The following is a 19,367-nucleotide window of genomic DNA, read 5'->3' on the forward strand; positions in this document are numbered from 1 at the left end:
CTTGTATAACTGTGCGCTACAGGGCGTTGTAACGGCCCTTCTGCGAGCCTGTCCATTCGACCTGCAGCACCCAGCCTTCCTTGGTCTGGGCCTCTTCGCGGACAACATTTTCCGCATGCAGCCACGCATGACGGCGGCCTTCCGCGAATGGGAGAACGATTTCCTCGCTTATCCGCTCCTCGCCGAGCAGTTTCTCGATTAACAGAAGAAGTGCCTCAAACCCTTCGCCTGTCAGCGCCGAAATCGCGCAGACATCCTCACGGCGCTCGGCCTGCAGCGCCGTTGCGGCATGGGTCTCCTCGCTCAGAAGATCGAGTTTGTTCCAGACCTCGATGAACGGCACATCCTCGTCGACTTTGAGCTTCTCGAGAATGTCTTCCACATCCGCGGCTTGCGCGTCGCTCTGCGGATGCGAGATGTCACGCACATGCAAGATCAGATCTGCTTCGAGCACTTCTTCCAGCGTCGCACGGAAAGCGGCGACCAACTGGTGGGGCAACTCGGAAATAAATCCCACCGTATCCGACAGGATGACCTTGCGCCCGGAGGGCAGCGTCACCCCGCGCATCGTGGGATCGAGCGTGGCAAAGAGCATATCTTTTGCCAGCACATCCGCACCCGTTACCTTGTTGAAAAGGGTCGACTTTCCGGCGTTTGTATAGCCCACGAGCGCGATGATCGGAAATGGCACCTTGCGGCGTGAGGCCCGATGAAGCTCGCGGGTTTTGACAACCTTGGCCAACTGCCGGCGGATACGCACCATCTGCTCGTCAATCGCTCGACGGTCAGCTTCGATCTGTGTCTCGCCGGGACCACCGACGAACCCGAGCCCGCCACGCTGACGCTCGAGGTGGGTCCATGCCCGCACAAGCCGCGTCCGCTGATAGCTGAGCGCTGCGAGTTCAACCTGCAACACACCCTCACGGGTACGGGCGCGATCGGCAAAAATCTCGAGAATCAAACCGGTTCGGTCAAGAAGTTTAACCTTCCATTCCTTTTCGAGATTGCGCTGCTGGACCGGCGTCACCGGCCCATCTACCAGCACGAGATCGATCTCCAGATCGTGGAGCTTCTGCCCGAGCTCATCCATCTTGCCAGTGCCAAAAAGATGTCCGGCATGCGGCTTGGGCAAGCGGACGATTTCGGAACCGACCACATCGAGATCGGGCAAAGCGGCGGCCAGAGCCACCGCCTCTGCGAGCCCGTGCTCAGGCAAACGCATCCCGTCCCCGGTTTTGAGGTCAGGATGCAGCACATAGGCCCGCGTCAGGACCTTATCTTGGGAAATAGTATCGCTCAAATCGGACTCAGTCGTCGCCTTCATACAAGGAAATCGGCTGCCCCGGCATGATCGTCGAGATCGCATGCTTGTAGACAAGCTGGGATTGGCCGTCGCGGCGCAGAAGGACGCAGAAGTTATCGAACCAAGTAATAACCCCCTGCAGTTTCACACCATTGATCAAGAAGATCGTGACCGGGATTTTGGTCTTCCGGACATGGTTCAGAAACGCGTCCTGCAGGTTTTGTTTATCGGCAGCCATTTTATTTTGCCTTTTCTTTTAGCATTTCGGGGACGTTGGCTCGTCCCACTCTGGCCCGAGTATGCTCAAGTTAACGCGAGTTTCCACCCCAAATCGGCATCGACGCTGCATCGGTTGAAAAACGTGCCCATAAAGCACTCATTTTCGCCACAGCTCTGGATTGAACAGCGCGATAATCGCCAAAGTTTCAAGCCTTCCCAATACCATAGCCCCTGCAAGAATAGCTTTCGCGGCTGTGCTCAAATCCCCCCAAGCCAGCGGAAAATCCCCTGCGACTGCGGTCAGCGGGCCGGTATTGGACAATGCCGCGATCGTAAAGATCATGGCCGGATCGAAATCGAGGCCGGTATAGGAGATCGCGACCATGACCACGGCAATCGAGATCGCGAAGAGCATGAAGAAGATCCAGGCAACGAACGCGCCCTTGCGGCGCAATCTGCGCGCCGCCTGCCCGCCGCCGCCGACCGAGCTCGGATAAAGCAGCAGATCCAGTTCCCGCTCGCCATGGCGGATCAGGGCATAGACCCGCAGCAGACGCACTCCGCCCGCAGTTGTCGCGATGCCACCGCCAATGATGGCCAGCCCCGACAAAATGAGCCCGGGTGTGCCAAGTCCTGCCCAGGCGCGGGCATCTTCCCAACCGCTCGATTCAAATCCGGTCGTGGTCAGGAAGGAAAGCGTGGTAAACAGCCCCCCCCAAATGGTCCGGAGCACGACCAGAAGACCCGGATGGTTATCCGTATCCAGCGCGGCCATCCAGTGGCGGAAAAACAGCACCACGACGGTCAGAAAAACGATCATCGCCGCAAGTCGCAGTTCGGGATCGTCGCGCAACTGTTTGGTCGCACGCATTTCTCCATCCCCGGGCCAGAACCGGCGCGACAATGCGGGAAGGAAGAAGACGAAGATGATCACCTCGGTCAGCACCGAATTCTGCCCGGATGCCAAAGAACTGGTCGGGAGGATACCGGAGGTCGCCAACGTAGACATGGCGGCACAGAGCGCAATCAGATTATCTTCACCCGAGATACGAAGAAGAACCCATAACGCACCGGTAAGTCCGGCATAAACAGGAAGCAGCTGCAGTGCGAAATCCACTAGCCTGTCGCGCGAGACAACGCCGCGCTGGCTGCCGCGAAGGTTTACATCCTTCACCTCGCCACCAGGACCGCCAGCAAAGAAGATCTCGAAGCCGCCCACACGCAAGGGAGCGAGCACGGCGATGGTCATCACCAGCATGAAATAACCACCCGACCAGCCGACCATCGCGCGCCACAGATGTAGCGACGGAGGGAGCCTCGCCGGACTGTAGAGCGTGCCGCCCGTCGTCGTAAAGGCCGAGACCATTTCCCACCACGCGTTGAAGAGCGAGGTATCCCGCATCACCTCATGAAAGGGGATCGCGAGAATGAGCGGCATTACGGTAAACGCGCCAACCATGGTCAGAAGCGATGACCGCTCGCGAGGACCGCGTCGGTTTGCCACTGTTGCCAGAGACAACAGCATGAAAACAAAAAGAAGTAGCGTTCCGGTATAGAAGAACGGCCGCGCGACTTCGTGCTGGTGGAGCGTCAGCGCGTGCATTGCCGGCACATACATCATCAGGCCGGACACAGCGACCAGAATGACGAAAAGCGGCAGATTACGCAGATTGGACCGCATTGGCGGGTCCTCAGAAGTAATCGATGGAGACCTGCAACAGGCGCTCCACTTCGGCCACATCATCGGCCAACGCGAAGAGTACGATCACATCGCCTTCCTCAATCCGCGTATCGGCACGCGGGCGAACCACGACCTTTTCGCCCTTCTTCAGCCCCCCCATCAGCACGCCTTCGGGAAAATCGATATCTCTCAGCAGCTTCCCCGACAAAGGTGACGTGCCCAAAATCTGTGCTTCGATCACTTCCGCCTCGGCATCCCCGATCGAATAGATCTGGCGGACGCGGCCATGACGGATGTGGCGCAGGATGGACGATACGGTAGTGGCGCGCGGGTTGATCTGCGCATCAATCCCCAGCGGCTCCATCATCGGGATCAGTGTCGGGTCATTGACCAGCGTGATCGCCATCTTGCACCCGGCCTGCTTGGCACGCACCGCGACCAGAAGATTGGTTTTATCATCATCGGTTACGGCAAGAACTGCATCTGTCGAGGCAACATTGGCCTCCTCGAGCAGCTCCTGCGACATGCCATCACCATGCAGAACAATAGTGCGCTCGAGCGAATCCGCGGCTTTCTCGGCACGCTCGCGCGACATCTCGATAATCTTGGCGCGTGTCCGGTCGCTTCGCGCCTCCAGCTTCTTGGCCACTGCCAGACCGACATTCCCACCGCCAATGATCAGGATACGCTCCTGTTTATGGACGTTCTTGCCGAATATCTCGAGCGTGCGCGAAACATCGTCGCGATGCGAACAGATATAGATCTGATCGCCGGAAAACAGCTGGTCATTCGGTTCCGGCGCAAAAAGCCGACCTTCGCGGCGCACCCCCACAACGATGGCGCGCAACGTCGAGAAAAGATCGGTAAGCTGGCGCAGCGGCGTCGAAAGAACAGGGCAATCGTCATGCAATACGATCCCCATCAGCCGCAGCTCGTCCTCCATGAAACTCTCGGTATCAAAGGTCGCCGGTGCCAGAAGCCTGCGCAATGCCGCCTCGGCAACCTCGCGCTCGGGGCTGATGATCACATCGATCGGCAACTGGTCACGGCGGTAGATATCGCGATATTCGGGGTTGAGATAGCTCTGCGACCGCAGGCGGGCAATCTTGCGCGTGATCCCGAAGACCGATTGCGCCACCTGACAGGTCACCATATTGACCTCATCCGAATGGGTTGCGGCAATAATCAGGTCGCAATCGCGCGCACCAGCCGCCTCGAGAACGTCAGGATGCGAGGCAAACCCTACGGTGCCCTGCACATCCAGCATATCGGAGGCCCGCCGCACCAGTTCGGGATTGCTATCCACCACCGTCACGTCATTGCGCTCGCCCGACAGATGCCGCGCGATCTGCCAACCGACCTGACCGGCCCCACAAATAATCACCCTCATGCGACCCTCCGCAACTCGTTGGTCTCGGTTCTATGCGGCAGCGCGGCAAGGGTCAATCACCCCGACCTATCGCGCCCTATTCCGCATCTTCCTCGATCCGCGCCATCCGGCCACCGGACTTGATGCCGGTCACGACGCCGAGCGATTTCAGTTTACGGTGCAACGCCGAACGCTCCATGCCTACAAAATTCGCCGTGCGGGAAATATTGCCGCCAAACCGGTTGATCTGGGTCAGAAGATACTCGCGCTCGAACAGTTCGCGCGCCTCGCGCAACGGCAGTGTCGCCAGCTGGCCCGACAGCACGATGCGGCTCGATTCCGTCTCCACAGGCTGGTCACCCTGCAGCTCGCGCGCCTCGATCTCGCCCGTGCCATCGCCGAGGATCAGCAGTCGTTCGATCACATTGCGCAGCTGGCGGATATTACCCGGCCATTCCATCGTCTGCATCATCGCCAGCGCATCGCCCGACAATTTGCGCAGCGGCAGCCCCTGCGTCTCGTTGAACTGCACGAGGAAATACTCGGCCAGAAGCGCCAGATCCTCACGCCGGTCAGCGAGGCCGGGAACCGCGATCGGCACGACATTCAGGCGGTCATAGAGCTCCTGACGGAAGCGGCCCGAGGCGATCTCTACGGTGAGATCGCGTGTGGTGGAGCTGATCACGCGCAGATCCACCCGCACCTTATCGGCCCCGCCAACGCGCAGGAACTGCTGCTCGGTGAGGACACGCAGGATTTTCGACTGCGTGCCAAGCGGCATTTCCGCGACTTCGTCGAAATAGACAACGCCGCCATGCGCCTGTTCAAGCAGGCCTTTCTCGATCCCGCGCTCGGGCGTCTCGCGGCCAAACAAAACCTCTTCCATACGGTCAGGCTCGATGGAGGCCGAGTTGACGGTGATAAAAGGAGCGGTCGCACGGGTGGAGAGTTGATGGATATAGCGCGCAGCCGTCTCCTTGCCAGACCCCGGCTCCCCGGTCAGCATCACGCGACCATTGGATTTTGTAACCTTATCAAGCTGATCTCGGAGCTTCTTGAAAGCGGCACTCTCGCCCAGCATCTCGCCCGTCTGCATGTCGCGGCGCTTGAGCGTGGAATTCTCGCGGCGCAGCCTCGATGTTTCCATCGCGCGTGAAACAACTACCAACAACTGGTCGATATTGAAAGGTTTTTCGATGAAATCATAAGCACCCTGCTTGATCGCGGCCACAGCGATCTCGACATTGCCATGCCCCGAAATGATAATGATCGGAATATCGGGATTGTCCCGCTTCGTCGTCTTCAGAATATCGATCCCGTCCATCCGGCTATCCTTCAGCCAGATATCGAGGATCATGAGGGCCGGAGGCTCGGCATTGACGGCCTCCATACATTCATCGGAATTCGACGCCATCCGGGTCGAAAAGCCTTCGTCCTGAAGAATTTCGGAAATCAGTTCCCGAATATCCTTTTCGTCGTCGACAATCAGAATATCGCTCATGTCAGCTCACTATCCTTGATGGCGCGCACTGCCGCGTGGGCACGAGGCAGGCGGATTTCGGCAAGGGCGCCCGAATGGGCACCTGGGTGAAATGGCGGCGCATCCCGAAGCATCAAAGTGCCGCCATGCTCTTCGATGATTTTCTTTACAATAGAGAGCCCTAGCCCCGTTCCTTTGGAGCGGGTGGTTACATAGGGCTCGAACAGACGGGAGCGGTCTTCGGGCAAGCCCACCCCGTTATCCATGATCTGCAAGGTTATGAATTCCGGCTGAACACTCATGAGCACGCGAACCTCTGGTGCATAGCCCTCTTCCACGCCTTTTTCATAAAGCGTTTCAACCGCTTCTCCTGCATTCTTGATCAGGTTTGTCACCGCTTGCCCGATCATCGTCTGATCCAGCTCGACCAGAAGCGGACCATCGGGCAGCTCGGCACTCAGCTCTGCGCCGTGCAGCGCGCCTTCCTGAATGGTGATCGCATCCCGCAGAAGCGCCACCAAATCGACCTCACGGCGATCAGGCTCGGGCATCCGCGCGAATTTGGAAAACTCGTCAACAATACGACGCAAGTCATTGGTCTGACGGATGATCACACCAGTCAGCTGCTCCAGCGCGGGCTCGTCCTCACCCACATGCCTGCGGAACTTGCGCTTGATCCGTTCGGCCGATAGCTGGATCGGCGTCAGCGGATTCTTGATCTCGTGGGCGATCCGGCGGGCCACATCCCCCCATGCGGCCATACGCTGGGCCGAAACAAGCTCGGTGACATCCTCGAAGGCGATCACATAGCCCTCGCGCAGACCGTCCTCGCGTAGACGAAGTGCGACGCGGACCAGAAGACTCTCGAGTTTTCCGAAGCGAGATACCCGAACCTCCTCCTGCACCACATCCTGAACGGCACTATGCAAGCGTCTGAAAAGATCAGAGAATTCCGGAACAGCTTCGTCAATCATCCGCTGATGGTCGGCAAGGTTGTCCAGATCCAGAAGTTTCGCCGCAGAGCGGTTGATAAAATCGATCCGGCCCGCAGCATCAAGCCCGATTACCCCGGAGGTTACCGAGCCAAGAACGGAATCGAACAGGCGCCGCTGTTCCTCGGTCACCGAGTGACTGGCCATCAGCGCCACCCGCTGGTCTTTAAGCTGGCCCGTCATCTTGTTGAAACTACGCCCCAAAAGCGCGATCTCGTCATCGCCCTCGGCCTCGATTACCCGCGCATCAAGATCCCCGGCGCCGACCTTCTCGGCCGCGACCGCCATCCGACCGATGGGCAGCGAAAGCCGCTCGGCAAACCAGAGACCCAACCAGATCGCGGCCAGAATGAGGATGAGCGCAAATCCCATATAGACAAGCCCGAATTCGAACAGCACTCTGCCGCGCGTCGCCTCCAGCTGCTGATAGAGTGTCACTGTGGTGCGTGTGTCATCCAGAAGCGACAGGATCGATCCGTCCACCTTACGAGAGACATAAAGATATCTGTCAGCAAAGGCGTCCAACTGTTTGAGCGCGCGAAATTCATTATTGTCCCAGTCCTCGATCAGGACCGTCTGACCGGATTGCGCCTGCACGATCTTCTCCGGTGCGGGCTTTTCGAAATCAAAGAGATAACTACGGTCACCGCGCGCGATAATCTCGCCTGTCCCGTCGATCACATAGGCCTCTTTCAGACCTCTCTGGATACCGCTTTGACCCGCCACCAGCAGCTCGCGCAGCTCGCCATCCGACATGAAGGTCGCCGCTTGCCGCCGGATATTGAGGAACCCCGCCAGTGCGTCAGCATCTTCGGTGAGATCCCGTCGATGTTCGTTCTGATAGGCTTCGGCGGCCTGAAGCGAAGTGCCGACAACCTCCCGAACGCGGTCGGAGAACCATCCCTCCATCCCGATATTCACTGTCAAACCGGCAAACAGCGCCACAAGAACCGTAGGCACCAATGCGACAAAGGCGAAGATACCGGTCAGGCGCAGGGTCAGGCGTGATCCAACCGACCGCTTGCGCCTTGCGGCCACCATCTGTGCAAGTCGCGTAAGAATAAGGCCCGCCAAGCCCATGAAATAGATGAAATCAGCAAGAAGGATCAGCCGCAGCGAGCCGCTATCGCCCCCTTGCGCCAGAGGTCCCAGCACCACGAAAGTCGCAATCGCCAGAATGGGGCCGAGGATTACCAGCCCAAGCGTCATGGCATTTTGCACACGCCTCTGCCTGCGTAACCGGACAAACCGGTCCCACAATGCCCCGCGATGTCGATTGACCGTCTTCACTGCCGCCCCCGAGACTTCGGAAAAACCGGGCGGCCTACAATGGGCCTGCCTCTTGCTTTATGTTGCCATAATACATCAGCGCGGCAGGAGTGTCACGCTCATAAAGCCTCGGACATGCTAATTAAATCAATTCTTGGGCAAAAAGCCGCCCGAAACAGGTTCGGGCGGTGTCACTTTCAGGTCAGCTTACGGCGGCGCGTAACTTGGATGTCGAGATCGGTGATTTTCTTGCGCAGGGTATTGCGGTTGATCCCCAGCAGATCGGCGCAGCGGGCCTGATTGCCCCCTGTCGCATCGAGCGCAATCTCGATCAGCGGCGCTTCCATCTCCTTCAGGATCCGGTCATAGAGACCGGGCGCCGGAAGGTTGCCACCATGCAGATCAAAATAACGGCGCAGATGGCGCGCGATGGAGGCCGACAGCTTCTCGCCCTCTCCACCCGGGCGCAGCGGTTCGACCGCGGGTTGGTTGCCCAGAACGGCTTCGACCTCGTTGCGCGAAATCTCGTCCTCGGACGAAGTCACCACGAGACGGCGGATCGTGTTCTCGAGCTGGCGCACGTTACCCGGCCATGCATAGGCCCGCACGAGCGCCATGGCCTCGGTCGAGAAGAGGCGATGGCCGAGGCCTTCCGTCTCGGAACGCCCCAGAAAATGCTCGGCCAGAAGCGGAATATCCTCGACACGCTCTCGCAGCGGCGGCACCGCCAGCGTCACACCGCCCAAGCGGTAATAAAGATCCTGCCGGAACTTGTCGGCTTCCATCAGCGCGGCCAGATCGACCTGCGTCGTGGCCATGATACGCGGCGCCGGATCGGGAAGGCTATCGAGGAGGCGCACGATCTTCGCTTGGGTCTCATCGTCATAATCGCCCACCTCGTCAAAGACGAGGCTACCGCCTTTGGCGCGGCTGATCAGCGAGGACGCCCCTTCGGCCCCTTGCAGATCGGAGGCCTGAGCGACCACGAATGGCAGGGTGCGGCGATCGGAGAAATCATGAATAGCCCGCGCGATCAGCGATTTTCCGGTTCCGGATTCCCCAAGTATCAGCACCGGCAGATCGGCATTCATCACCCGTGCAACAAGCCGGTAAAGCGCCTGCATCGCCTGCGTGCGACCCACCAGCGGCAGATCGGATTGCGGTTCGCGGACCTCGATTTCGACCGGTTTGGGCGGCGAGACCTGCTGTTTTCGCTTCTGCTCCAAAGCCTTTTGGGCCCGCTTCATCAGATCGGGCAGATCGAAAGGCTTGGGCAGGTAGTCATAAGCATCCGCTTCGGCCGCCTGCACCGCCGTCATGATGGTGTTCTGCGCCGAGATCACGATCACCGGCATGCCCGGACGGTGCTCCGCGATCTTGGGGAGCTGTTGGAGACCATTGCCATCGGGCATCATCACATCGGAGATCACCAGATCGCCTTTGCCCTCTTCGACCCAGCGCATCAGCGTGGTCAGCGACGCGGTTGCGTGAACACGGCACCCCGCCCGCGTCAGGGCTTGGGTCAAAACAGTACGGATCGTGCGATCGTCATCAGCTACAAGGACTGTACCATCCATCGGGGCTACTCCTTTTATCGGGCGACTGGCAGAGAAATACGGAAAACGGTCCGACCGGGGACGGAATCGAGATTGATCCAGCCGTCATGGTCGGAAATAATTTTGGACACGAGCGCGAGGCCAAGCCCCGTGCCGTTCTCGCGCCCTGAAACGAAAGGCTCGAAAACATTAGCAGCGATATCGGCCGGAATGCCCGGACCGTCATCGATGATCTCGACCTGCAGGGGCAAAGCCTTCCCGCGGCCATCTGCCGTCCGGATGCGCAGCTTGTGCTCGTAAAAGGTCCGGATCGTGATTGTGCCTTCGGTTTTCGCGGCCTGGCTGGCATTTTTCAGAAGGTTCAGGAACACCTGCACCAACTGGTCGGCATCGCCCAGCGTCAACGGCAGCGACGGATCGTAATCGTCGCGGATCTCCATATGCCCGCCGAACCCGACCTCCGCCGATTTGCGTGCGCGGTCCAGCACATCATGGATGTTCACCGGCTTTTTCTCGGGCGGCCGGACATTGCCGAACTGCTCGACCTGCTCCAGAAGCTTTACCACACGCCGCGTCTCGTCGACGATGAGGTCGGTCAGTTCCAGATCCTCGCCGGTCAGTCCCATCGACAGCAGCTGGGCCGCCCCCGCGATACCGGCCAGCGGATTCTTGATCTCGTGGGCCAGCATCTCGGCCATACCGATCGCCGAGCGCGCGGCAGATTTGGCCATATTGGCACGGCCAAGACGGTCAGACAGCTCGCGCGGAGTAATCAGGAACAGGATCTGGTCGGGATCGGAGCCCAGCGTCGAGGTCTGCAGATTGCATTGCACCGGCGCTTTCTCTCCTGTCGTCACCTCGACATCATTGACGAAAACGGTGGTCTGACCAGCGCGGGTGCGGGCGAAGATCTCCTCGAGAGGCGCATTGATCGCCAGCCGCTCGGAGACCGATTTGCCCTGCATCGCGCGCGCCGAGAGGTTGAGAAACTGCTCGGCCGAAGGGTTCACCTCGCTCACACAATCGTCTCGGTCGATCAGAAGTGCCGGAATAGGCAGGGAATTCCAGATTACGCCGGGGGCAGGCAGTGTCACGCAGCCATCCTCTCACCAAAAGCGGCCAGAATCAGAGCGCGCGTGGCCTCCGGTGTCTGGGCCCGCACCATTTCGTCACGCAGCGGCGCACCGGCAGCCTCGGCATACCAGCCCAGATGCTTGCGTGCGAGCCGCAGGCCCAGCTCCGCGCCGTAAAACCTTAAAATCTCTTCGTAATGGCCAAGGATCATCTGGGCCAGATCCATCCCCTCCGGGATCGCAGGCGCAGGCGTGCCGTGGATCTCATGGGCAATCTGCGCCAAAAGCCATGGCCGCCCCTGAATACCGCGTCCGACCATCACCCCCGCAGCTCCGCTCTGTTCAAGCGCGGCGCGGGCGCTGGCTGCACTGGTGATATCGCCATTGGCAATCACCGGAATATCGACGGCCTCCACGACCTCGCGGATCGCGGCCCAATCGGCACTGCCCTTGTAGAACTGCATGCGTGTGCGGCCATGCACGACGATCATCTGGACGCCTGCAGCCTCGGCACGGCGCGCGATCTCGGCCGCATTGCGGCTGTCATCGCACCAGCCAAGGCGCATCTTCAGCGTGACCGGCACATCGACGGCGGCAACCACCGCCTCGATCAGCGTCAGCGCATGATCGGGGTTGCGCATCAGCGCCGAGCCCGACGCCCCGCCCGTCACCTTCTTCGCCGGACAGCCCATATTGATATCGATCACCCGCGCGCCCATTCCGGCGACCAGCTTGGCCGCCTCGCCCATAGGCTGCGCCTCGCGCCCCGCCAGCTGGACCGAGGAGGGCATATCGAGCGACATATCCGTGCGCGCCTTGGCCCGCACCGAGGGCTTGGCCGTCAGCATCTCGCCCGAGGCCACCATCTCGGACACAACGAGCCCCGCCCCAAAGCCCCCAACAAGGCTGCGGAACGGCTTATCCGTTATTCCGGCCATAGGTGCCAGTAGCACCGGCGGATCGATAGAGACATCTTGAAGCTGAATAGACACGGACCATCCCGAAATAACTCTGGTTTTCTGCTACCGCCTCATCGGCTGAATCACAAATCCTCTGAGGCGAATCTCCCGTTAAAAAGGCAGGAAAAATATGCACCTGCCTAATTATTATGCAAATATACGCGGAAATCGACCGCATTTCAATAAAAGCCTGTTGTGATTGCACAGAACTTCCGCATCGCCTAAGGCTTTGGCAAAGATTTCGACGTGCAAGAGGTTTCGATGTCGATCGCGATGATAATCGTCGCAGCTGGGCGTGGCACACGCGCCGGTGGCGAGGAGCCCAAACAGTGGCAGATGCTTGCCGGCCAACCCGTGCTGCGTCATACGATTGCAAGCTGCTATAAGGCGTTAGCCTCCGCCAATGCCGAATGTGCACGCGTCGTCGTGGTGCTGCATCCCGATGATATGGCGCGGGGGCTGGCACTAACCGGCGGAGCAGTTACGCTGGTTGCGGGCGGCAACACCCGTGATGCGTCTGTCCGAAACGCTTTGGAGGCCCTTGCCGACCAGAATATAAGCAAAGTGTTGATCCATGACGGAGCGCGCCCCTTGCTGCCCGCCGAGGTGCTGACAGGCGTTCTGCACGCACTCGACGGCCATCCTGCCGCAGCACCGGCCCTGCCCGTCACGGATGCACTCTGGACCGGCGCGGAGGATCTGGTCAGCGGCACCCGCGACCGCACGGGCCTCTACCGTGCGCAGACCCCGCAGGGGTTCCGCTTCGACGCCATCCTCGCCGCGCACCGCGCCCATGAGGGCCCTGCCGCCGATGATGTGGAGATTGCGCGCATGGCGGGGATGGACGTCGCGATCACGCTTGGGCATGAAGATAATCTCAAGATCACCTATCCCGCAGATTTCGCCCGCGCCGAGGCGATCCTGCGAGCAAGAAAGGATGCCGCAATGGATGTAAGACTGGGCAATGGCTATGATGTGCATGCTTTCACCGAGGGCGACCATGTGGTGCTGTGCGGCGTGAAGATTCCGCATTCCAAAGCGCTTTTAGGCCATTCGGATGCCGATGTGGGCATGCATGCGCTGACCGATGCGATCTATGGCGCTTTGGCGCAGGGCGATATCGGACGGCATTTCCCGCCCAGTGATCCGCAATGGAAGGGCGCGGCCAGCTGGATCTTCCTCGACCATGCCGCAAAACTCGCGCGCAAGATGGGCTACCGGATTGGTAATGCCGATGTCACCCTGATCTGCGAGCGCCCCAAGGTCGGGCCCCATGCGCCCGAGATGATGGCCGAGCTGGCGCGCATCATGGAGATCGAGCCGGACCGTGTATCGGTCAAGGCCACCACCTCCGAACGACTGGGCTTTACCGGCCGCGAGGAGGGCATCGCCTCCATCGCCACCGTCACCTTGATTGCCGAGTAAGCTCGCCGTCCTATCTGCGCCCCCAAGGAGACATCCATGCTGAATTTCATCAATACCTTCTTCTGGTCGGGCAAGCTGAAACCGGCCTCGGGCACTTGGGGGTCGCTTGCCGCGTTGATCGTCGGCTGGGCGATAGAGCATTGGCTGGGCTTCTGGCCGCTGGTTATTGCCTTTGTTCTGGCAACGGTAGTGGGGTTCATCACGGTCCCTGCCGAGCTGAAGGACCGCCCCTCCGATGATCCGTCCGAGATCGTGATCGACGAGGTCGCAGGGCTCTGGCTGGCCATGCTGTTCCCTGCAGTGGGCTTCTACATGCGCGATATGTCCATGGTCTGGCCGGGGCCTATCGCGGCCTTCCTGCTGTTCCGGCTCTTCGATATCTGGAAGCCGTCACTCGTGGGTTGGGCGGACCGTCTGCATACACCGCAGGGCGTGATGCTGGACGATCTGATCGCCGGCGTCTTTGCCGGCATCTGCACGATCATCCTCGCAGCCCTCTACCATATCCCCCTGATCCTGATGTCCTGAGCCGGAGGCCGCCATGTCCGATCTTGCCCCCCTCGTAATAGCCGCCGCCAAAGCCAGAGGCCTCATGATTGCCACAGCTGAAAGTTGCACAGGCGGCATGATCGCGGCGGCACTGACCGATATCGCAGGATCCTCTGCCGTGTTCGAGCGTGGCTTTGTCACCTATTCCAACGCGGCCAAGACCGAGATGCTGGGCGTGCCCGCAGAAACCATCGCCCAGTATGGTGCTGTCTCGGAAGAGGTCGCGTCGGCTATGGCCGCAGGCGCCCTCGCCCATAGCCGGGCAGCGATTGCCGTTTCGGTCACGGGCATCGCGGGTCCCGGAGGCTCCGAGCACAAACCCGAAGGCCGCGTCTGTTTCGGACTGGCCCGCACAGGGGCCCCGCCACAGACATGGACCTGCGAATACGGTGCAATCGGACGCGGACTTGTCCGCCACCACACCCGTGAACACGCCCTTTCTTTAATCCTGACGTCTGTTAAATAAGCATATTTATATTTTTATTTCGGCGCAAAATTGATCATGGAGCCGAAATTTATGCACAATATGTAATCTTTCTTCATAACGACTACATATTAACCGCCATTATTGGCGATTTGTCCCTTTACCGGTCTTCCATAGGATATATGCCGCCTCGGCGCGATCTTTCACGGAGGAAATCGGATGAGCGGAGCAGATACGGCATGGGTCATGGTTGCGACAGCCTTGGTCCTGTTCATGACATTACCAGGGCTTGCCCTGTTCTATGGCGGTCTTGTCAGGGCGCGAAACGTGCTCTCGGTATTCATGCAATGTTTTGCCGTTGCCTGTCTGATGAGCCTCCTTTGGCTGCTCTTCGGCTATTCGATGGCCTTCGGCAGCGGCGACGGTTTCTGGGGCGGTTTGGGCAAATTCGCCCTCATCGGCATCACCCCTGACGATCTCCGGGGGACAATTCCCGAAATCTGCTTCTTCGCTTTCCAGATGACCTTCGCGATCATCACTCCGGCACTGATCCTAGGCGCTTTTGTCGAGCGGATCAATTTTGCCTTTGTGCTGAGCTTTTGTGCCCTGTGGCTACTCGCCGTTTACGCGCCGGTTACACACTGGATCTGGGGCGGTGGCATGATGGCCGATGGAGGCATCTTCGGCGCGGTCGGCACCAAGGATTTCGCAGGCGGCATCGTCGTGCACGAAACCGCAGCCCTCGCAGCCCTTCTTCTGGCCGTCATGGTCGGACCGCGCGCGAAACGTCACACCCCGCCGCATGCGCCGGTGTTGGTGGCCATCGGTGCAGGCATGCTCTGGGTCGGTTGGTTCGGTTTCAATGGTGGCTCGCAGCTTGCCGCCGATGGTGGCGCGGCAATGGCGATCACCGTCACCCATATTTCCGCGGCCGCCGCCTCACTCTCCTGGGCGCTCTGGGAGCGGATCAAATTCGGCAAATCCAGCCTGATCGGTCTGGTGACCGGCACGATCGCGGGACTGGCCTCCATCACCCCCGCCTCCGGCTATGTTGGCCCTCTGGAGGCGCTCCTGATAGGCGCCATCGCCGGTATTCTGTGTCAGGAAGCCGTGATCCTGCTCCGCGACCGGCTGAAGATCGACGACTCGCTCGATGTATTTGCCGTGCACGGCGTGGGTGGAATTTTCGGCACTATCATGATCGCGGCTCTGGGCCATGGCGCATGGATCGCCCAACTGGGCGCACTCATCATGGTGGGCGTCTATACGATCGTCCTCAGCTGGATCATCGCCAAGCTCGTCGGTCTCGTCTTCCCGATGCGAGTCTCCTCGGAAGACGAGAATAGCGGGCTCGATCTCGCCGCCCATGGCGAACGCGCCTACGACCATACATCCTGAGACCGGAAAAGCCGCCCCTCGGGGCGGCTTTTTATCTGTCTGGCAACCGGTTGGCGTATTTACTTCACACCGTATAGATCGTGTGCGCGGTCCTCGAAGGCCTTCACGATCCGGCGCATTGCCTCATTGAAAACCGTGCCAATAACGCCTTGCAAGATCTTGTTCTTGAACTCGAAATCAACAAAGAAATCAACCTTGCAGCCGCCCTCGGGCAGATCCTCGAAATCCCAGGTGCTTTTGAGATATTTGAACGGCCCGTCAAGATATTCGGTGTCAATATGCCTTGTCTCGGGCCAGAGCGTCACGCGCGAGCCAAAGCGCTCGCGGAAGACTTTGAAAGAGATTACAAGATCCGCAAGCATCACCGTGGATCCATCGGGCTGCTCAGTCGTCGAGCGGATCCGCGCCGCGGAATTCCATGGCAGAAATTTGGGATAGCTCTGCACATCAGCCACCAAATCATACATTTGCTGTGCCGTATACGGCAGCACGCGGCTGTCAGATTGTTTAGGCATAGCCGACCTTCTTCCCGTTACCCTTGTTTCGCCGCCCCTTTACTTGCGATAAACGAAGGGAGATTCAAGAGCCGATCAACCGGACCGGCTCTGCAAAGGAGCGCAATACGATGACTGATCGTCCCTATGAGATCGAAACCTTTATCTCGGCCAAGCAGATCGCGGCACGGGTCGAAACTCTGGCCGCCGAGATTACCGAACATTTCCAAGGCACTGACAAACTGGTGGTGATAGGGCTTCTGCGTGGATCTTTTGTGTTCATAGCCGATCTGATCCGCGAGATCGACCTGCCCTGCGAGGTCGATTTCCTCGAGGCGTCAAGCTATGGAAACGAGACAACCTCCTCACGGGAAGTTCGTGTTCTGAAGGATTTACGCGGAAATATCGGCGGTCGGGATGTGCTTGTGGTCGAGGATATCGTCGATACCGGCCATACGATCTCGAAGATCATGGAGATGCTGCGGGCACGCGGTCCACGAAAGATCGCCTGCTGCGCGATGCTTGACAAGCCCTCGCGGCGCGAGGTCGATGTGAAGGCTGACTGGTGCGGCTTCGAGATCCCCGACGAGTTCGTAATCGGCTATGGTCTGGACTTCGCGCAGAGCCACCGGAACCTGCCCTATATCGGGACGGTTAGATTTCTGGATGACGTACAATGAACCTCATCTGGTTCTTCCGGATGGCGAAATGGGTTCGCCATCCTCCTTCCAAACGTCAGGTGCGGATCGTCCTGATCGTCGCGGCCTGTGCGCTGCTCATACTGGGGCTCGATTGGCTCGGGCTTTGGCCGGATTGGGCGCAGATGCAACCGGGTGGCCGGCATCGGATTAACTAATCCAAAGCGCTTTGAAGGCTAATCAAAGCGCTTTGGATGGCGATAATGGCAAAAACCTGAGGACCATGCGCGTGATAATCCCTACAGTCTCAATTAGGCCCATGGCATATCGAAAAATTACATGGTAAGGGTATTCCAAACCGGTTTGAAAAACCTCCAAACCGGTTTGGAATACTTAACAAGACGCGCGAAGCGCACCGACCAACGGCACACCGCTTCGTTCAGCCATCCGGTGGCGATAGGCATCGACTGCGGCGGGATAGCGGATCCCGTCCATCACAGAAAGCGACCGCAAAACCGGAAAGAGCAGGATATCGTTGATCGAGGCCCCCTCGGCATCCGGCAGTAGCGGCACCAGCGCCTCGAGCCCCAGCTCGAGAGATGCAATCAACTCCGGCGTTCTGGCCTTCAAACCGTCGAAATCACCAAAGGTGGCGGTTTTCTTGCGCGTGAAATAGGCGATCGCTTCGGGGGTCGCGAATTCCGGATAGACCGGGTCCGGGGTGCGTGGAATTACCAGATCATTGATCACATCGTTCCATTTCTCCAGCCACTCGACCAAAGCTGGATCGGGCGCGCCCCCAAAAACCGGAAGCCCGTCGATCGCATCAAGATAGTGAACAATATCAAGGCTCTCGCCCATATACTTCCCATCATCTTGCAAGATGGGAAGCATTTTGGCCCCGATCATACGGATCGGCGTCTCTTCATCATCATTCAACTGAAACCCAAGATCGAAGGGAATGTCTTTCAGACCGAAGGGGATACGCGCACGCACGCAGAACGGACAATGATCATAAACGAACAGCTTCATGAGAGCTCCTTTCGAAGGCATATCCCTAGACCCTAGCGATCCTGCCGCGGAAGAAAACCTCTGAAGCTTCGCTGTTTATTCGGATTGCCCCAGAAGCGGCTGAATTTTCTGGGAAATAACATCATCGGTCAGAGGGCCGGCATAGCGCATCAGCACCTTTCCATCCCCATCCACGACAAAGGTTTCCGGCACGCCATAGACGCCCCAGTTAAGCGCCATCTGGCCCTCGGGATCCTGCCCGGCACGCGCGAAAGGATTACCCAAACTATCCAAAAACGCCAGTGCCTTATCTGGGTTATCCTTATAGTTCACACCAAGTATCTGGACCCCCTGTCCGGCAAGCGATTCCAGATTGGGATGTTCCACCCGACAGGGCGCGCACCATGAGGCCCAGAAATTCACCAGCTTTACCTTGCCGTCTTTCAGATCGGCGCTGGAAAATTCGGGAAGCGTCCCCAAGGCGCTCAGCTGCACCTCGGGCGCCGGCTTGCCGGCAAAGGCCGTGGGCAGCTGGCTCGGGTCCTGCCGCGACATGCCCCAGATGAACATCCCCGCAAGGGCCGCAAAGACCAGCGGCGGCGCCAGCATAAGAGGCTTAACCATTGCGGATCTCCTCCATGCGCGCCTCTTGCCGCGCCAGAGCGGCCTTCACACGGCGGCTCTGCCAGAGCGTCACGCCGATCACCACGGCCAGCAATACCAGGCAGGCGCCCCAGCTCAGAAGGACCGTATATTCGTATTTTCCAAGATCGAGCATCAGACCATCCGCTCCCTTTGTTCGAGTGCGTGGAGCCTGCGGCGACGGATCTCGGTGCGGGTTCGCACCAGCACAAGGGTCAGGAACAATAGCCCAAAGCCCACCATACACAGCAACAGCGGGAACCAGTAGACATCCGCGATATGCTGCTCGCGATCCATCGACAGGGTCGCGCCCTGATGCAGCCCCTGATTCCAGAAATTCACCGCATAGCGCGACAGAAGCGCAAAGACCGAGCCCACAAGGCACAGCACACCCGTCAGGTCAGCCGCCGTATCGGGGTTATCGATCGCTGCCCAGAGCGCCATATAGCCGAGATAGAAGAGGAAGAGGATCAGGAAGGAGGTCAGGCGCGGATCCCATGCCCACCATGTGCCCCACATTGGTTCGCCCCAGATCGCACCGGTCACCAGCGCGATCAGCGTCATCACCATCCCCACAGGCGCCGCAGCCTTGGCCGCCAGTGCCGAGACATGGTGGCGGCGGATGATCCAGATCAGCGAGGCCACCAGCATCATGATCCATATATTGATCGCCATCATCGCCGAGGGCACATGGACATAGATGACTTTCACGCTGGAACCGAAATTATCGGCAGCGGGCGTGAAAAAAAAGCCCCAGACCAGCCCCGGGACGAGGGTCAGGATCGTGAGGGCTACCACGAATGGCAGCAGCTTATCGGTCGTTCGCATGAACTTGACCGGATTGGCGTATTCCCAGATCGACATCGGTGGCGGAACCTTTCAACG

20 protein-coding genes are annotated in these 19,367 nt (G+C 59.2%); 6 read left to right on the forward strand and 14 right to left on the reverse strand.

The genetic code is table 11. The features are described from left to right. Window positions 1-16: 16 nt before the first annotated feature. The 9 genes from hflX to dusB all read right to left on the reverse strand — a co-directional run bounded on the left by hflX (window position 17) and on the right by dusB (window position 11,934). Window positions 17-1,324 carry a GTPase HflX gene (hflX, locus tag ABEB22_RS12345; protein WP_406870422.1) on the reverse strand — a complete coding sequence of 436 codons (1,308 nt, stop codon included), beginning with the start codon at window positions 1,322-1,324 and terminating at the stop codon, window positions 17-19. Beyond that, window positions 1,308-1,541: an RNA chaperone Hfq gene (gene hfq / locus ABEB22_RS12350; protein ID WP_339107276.1), complete on the reverse strand. Its 234-nt coding sequence runs from the start codon at window positions 1,539-1,541 to the stop codon at window positions 1,308-1,310. Before hfq ends, hflX begins: the two co-directional genes overlap by 17 nt. Window positions 1,542-1,679: 138 nt before the next feature. Continuing rightward, window positions 1,680-3,203 (reverse strand): potassium transporter TrkG, encoded by a 1,524-nt coding sequence (locus ABEB22_RS12355; RefSeq protein WP_339112535.1) that lies wholly within the window; start codon window positions 3,201-3,203, stop codon window positions 1,680-1,682. A 10-nt stretch (window positions 3,204-3,213) separates the two neighbouring features. Further along, window positions 3,214-4,593 carry a Trk system potassium transporter TrkA gene (trkA, locus tag ABEB22_RS12360; RefSeq protein WP_406870423.1) on the reverse strand — a complete coding sequence of 460 codons (1,380 nt, stop codon included), beginning with the start codon at window positions 4,591-4,593 and terminating at the stop codon, window positions 3,214-3,216. 76 nt (window positions 4,594-4,669) lie between these two features. Beyond that, the gene (locus ABEB22_RS12365) at window positions 4,670-6,073 is read right to left on the reverse strand and encodes a sigma-54-dependent transcriptional regulator (protein WP_406870424.1); all 1,404 of its coding nucleotides are present in this window, start codon (window positions 6,071-6,073) and stop codon (window positions 4,670-4,672) included. Continuing rightward, on the reverse strand, window positions 6,070-8,253 hold the full coding sequence (locus ABEB22_RS12370) for an ATP-binding protein (protein ID WP_406870425.1): 2,184 nt from the start codon (window positions 8,251-8,253) through the stop codon (window positions 6,070-6,072). The genes ABEB22_RS12365 and ABEB22_RS12370 overlap by 4 nt, the downstream gene beginning before the upstream one ends. Window positions 8,254-8,510: 257 nt before the next feature. Then, the gene (locus ABEB22_RS12375; protein ID WP_339112531.1) at window positions 8,511-9,890 is read right to left on the reverse strand and encodes a sigma-54 dependent transcriptional regulator; all 1,380 of its coding nucleotides are present in this window, start codon (window positions 9,888-9,890) and stop codon (window positions 8,511-8,513) included. A 14-nt stretch (window positions 9,891-9,904) separates the two neighbouring features. Then, window positions 9,905-10,963: an ATP-binding protein gene (locus tag ABEB22_RS12380; RefSeq protein ID WP_339112530.1), complete on the reverse strand. Its 1,059-nt coding sequence runs from the start codon at window positions 10,961-10,963 to the stop codon at window positions 9,905-9,907. After that, on the reverse strand, window positions 10,960-11,934 hold the full coding sequence (gene dusB / locus ABEB22_RS12385; RefSeq protein ID WP_350933966.1) for a tRNA dihydrouridine synthase DusB: 975 nt from the start codon (window positions 11,932-11,934) through the stop codon (window positions 10,960-10,962). Before dusB ends, ABEB22_RS12380 begins: the two co-directional genes overlap by 4 nt. 228 nt (window positions 11,935-12,162) lie before the next feature. Between dusB and ABEB22_RS12390 the strand changes: the two genes are divergently transcribed. The 4 genes from ABEB22_RS12390 (at window position 12,163) to ABEB22_RS12405 (ending at window position 15,697) form a co-directional block, all read left to right on the forward strand. Then, the gene (locus ABEB22_RS12390) at window positions 12,163-13,326 is read left to right on the forward strand and encodes a bifunctional 2-C-methyl-D-erythritol 4-phosphate cytidylyltransferase/2-C-methyl-D-erythritol 2,4-cyclodiphosphate synthase (RefSeq protein ID WP_406870426.1); all 1,164 of its coding nucleotides are present in this window, start codon (window positions 12,163-12,165) and stop codon (window positions 13,324-13,326) included. A 36-nt stretch (window positions 13,327-13,362) separates the two neighbouring features. Next, window positions 13,363-13,854 (forward strand): phosphatidylglycerophosphatase A, encoded by a 492-nt coding sequence (locus ABEB22_RS12395; RefSeq protein ID WP_339112527.1) that lies wholly within the window; start codon window positions 13,363-13,365, stop codon window positions 13,852-13,854. Window positions 13,855-13,867: 13 nt separating this feature from the next. After that, complete coding sequence (locus ABEB22_RS12400) at window positions 13,868-14,341, forward strand: CinA family protein (protein WP_350933970.1); 474 nt, start codon at window positions 13,868-13,870, stop codon at window positions 14,339-14,341. 177 nt (window positions 14,342-14,518) lie between these two features. Continuing rightward, window positions 14,519-15,697: an ammonium transporter gene (locus ABEB22_RS12405; RefSeq protein WP_350933972.1), complete on the forward strand. Its 1,179-nt coding sequence runs from the start codon at window positions 14,519-14,521 to the stop codon at window positions 15,695-15,697. 59 nt (window positions 15,698-15,756) lie between these two features. Here ABEB22_RS12405 and ABEB22_RS12410 read toward each other — a convergent pair whose 3' ends face one another. Further along, complete coding sequence (locus ABEB22_RS12410; RefSeq protein ID WP_406870427.1) at window positions 15,757-16,212, reverse strand: type II toxin-antitoxin system RatA family toxin; 456 nt, start codon at window positions 16,210-16,212, stop codon at window positions 15,757-15,759. 110 nt (window positions 16,213-16,322) lie between these two features. Here ABEB22_RS12410 and hpt point away from each other — a divergent pair, with 110 nt between their 5' ends. Both hpt and ABEB22_RS12420 read left to right on the forward strand, forming a co-directional pair. Continuing rightward, window positions 16,323-16,871, forward strand: coding sequence for a hypoxanthine phosphoribosyltransferase (hpt, locus tag ABEB22_RS12415; RefSeq protein WP_339112523.1), 549 nt, complete (start codon window positions 16,323-16,325; stop codon window positions 16,869-16,871). Continuing rightward, on the forward strand, window positions 16,868-17,047 hold the full coding sequence (locus ABEB22_RS12420) for a hypothetical protein (RefSeq protein ID WP_339112522.1): 180 nt from the start codon (window positions 16,868-16,870) through the stop codon (window positions 17,045-17,047). Before hpt ends, ABEB22_RS12420 begins: the two co-directional genes overlap by 4 nt. A gap of 175 nt (window positions 17,048-17,222) precedes the next feature. On the opposite strand, the gene grxB is transcribed toward ABEB22_RS12420, so the two are convergent. The 4 genes from grxB to ABEB22_RS12440 form a co-directional block, all read right to left on the reverse strand. Next, window positions 17,223-17,861 (reverse strand): glutaredoxin 2, encoded by a 639-nt coding sequence (gene grxB / locus ABEB22_RS12425; RefSeq protein ID WP_406870428.1) that lies wholly within the window; start codon window positions 17,859-17,861, stop codon window positions 17,223-17,225. 75 nt (window positions 17,862-17,936) lie between these two features. Then, window positions 17,937-18,464, reverse strand: coding sequence for a DsbE family thiol:disulfide interchange protein (locus tag ABEB22_RS12430; protein WP_339112520.1), 528 nt, complete (start codon window positions 18,462-18,464; stop codon window positions 17,937-17,939). Then, the gene (gene ccmD / locus ABEB22_RS12435) at window positions 18,457-18,618 is read right to left on the reverse strand and encodes a heme exporter protein CcmD (protein ID WP_339112519.1); all 162 of its coding nucleotides are present in this window, start codon (window positions 18,616-18,618) and stop codon (window positions 18,457-18,459) included. Before ccmD ends, ABEB22_RS12430 begins: the two co-directional genes overlap by 8 nt. Further along, a complete protein-coding gene (locus ABEB22_RS12440; RefSeq protein ID WP_339112518.1) occupies window positions 18,618-19,346 on the reverse strand; it encodes a heme ABC transporter permease in 729 nt (242 codons plus the stop codon). The genes ccmD and ABEB22_RS12440 overlap by 1 nt, the downstream gene beginning before the upstream one ends. Between the last annotated feature and the right edge of the window lie 21 nt (window positions 19,347-19,367).

Source organism: Thioclava sp. 'Guangxiensis', assembly GCF_045348365.1.
Taxonomy (GTDB): domain Bacteria; phylum Pseudomonadota; class Alphaproteobacteria; order Rhodobacterales; family Rhodobacteraceae; genus Thioclava; species Thioclava kandeliae.

Excerpts from the sequence above, each read along its gene's own strand:
- ABEB22_RS12365 (WP_406870424.1), bottom strand. The coding sequence starts at position 6,073 with ATGAGCGATATTCTGATTGTCGACGACGAAAAGGATATTCGGGAACTG.
- ABEB22_RS12420 (WP_339112522.1), top strand. The coding sequence starts at position 16,868 with ATGAACCTCATCTGGTTCTTCCGGATGGCGAAATGGGTTCGCCATCCT.
- ABEB22_RS12430 (WP_339112520.1), bottom strand. The coding sequence starts at position 18,464 with ATGGTTAAGCCTCTTATGCTGGCGCCGCCGCTGGTCTTTGCGGCCCTT.
- hfq (WP_339107276.1), bottom strand. The coding sequence starts at position 1,541 with ATGGCTGCCGATAAACAAAACCTGCAGGACGCGTTTCTGAACCATGTC.
- ABEB22_RS12355 (WP_339112535.1), bottom strand. The coding sequence starts at position 3,203 with ATGCGGTCCAATCTGCGTAATCTGCCGCTTTTCGTCATTCTGGTCGCT.
- ABEB22_RS12370 (WP_406870425.1), bottom strand. The coding sequence starts at position 8,253 with ATGACGCTTGGGCTGGTAATCCTCGGCCCCATTCTGGCGATTGCGACT.
- trkA (WP_406870423.1), bottom strand. The coding sequence starts at position 4,593 with ATGAGGGTGATTATTTGTGGGGCCGGTCAGGTCGGTTGGCAGATCGCG.
- ABEB22_RS12395 (WP_339112527.1), top strand. The coding sequence starts at position 13,363 with ATGCTGAATTTCATCAATACCTTCTTCTGGTCGGGCAAGCTGAAACCG.
- grxB (WP_406870428.1), bottom strand. The coding sequence starts at position 17,861 with ATGAAGCTGTTCGTTTATGATCATTGTCCGTTCTGCGTGCGTGCGCGT.
- ABEB22_RS12375 (WP_339112531.1), bottom strand. The coding sequence starts at position 9,890 with ATGGATGGTACAGTCCTTGTAGCTGATGACGATCGCACGATCCGTACT.
- ccmD (WP_339112519.1), bottom strand. The coding sequence starts at position 18,618 with ATGCTCGATCTTGGAAAATACGAATATACGGTCCTTCTGAGCTGGGGC.
- hpt (WP_339112523.1), top strand. The coding sequence starts at position 16,323 with ATGACTGATCGTCCCTATGAGATCGAAACCTTTATCTCGGCCAAGCAG.
- ABEB22_RS12400 (WP_350933970.1), top strand. The coding sequence starts at position 13,868 with ATGTCCGATCTTGCCCCCCTCGTAATAGCCGCCGCCAAAGCCAGAGGC.
- ABEB22_RS12390 (WP_406870426.1), top strand. The coding sequence starts at position 12,163 with ATGTCGATCGCGATGATAATCGTCGCAGCTGGGCGTGGCACACGCGCC.
- ABEB22_RS12405 (WP_350933972.1), top strand. The coding sequence starts at position 14,519 with ATGAGCGGAGCAGATACGGCATGGGTCATGGTTGCGACAGCCTTGGTC.
- ABEB22_RS12440 (WP_339112518.1), bottom strand. The coding sequence starts at position 19,346 with ATGTCGATCTGGGAATACGCCAATCCGGTCAAGTTCATGCGAACGACC.
- hflX (WP_406870422.1), bottom strand. The coding sequence starts at position 1,324 with ATGAAGGCGACGACTGAGTCCGATTTGAGCGATACTATTTCCCAAGAT.
- ABEB22_RS12410 (WP_406870427.1), bottom strand. The coding sequence starts at position 16,212 with ATGCCTAAACAATCTGACAGCCGCGTGCTGCCGTATACGGCACAGCAA.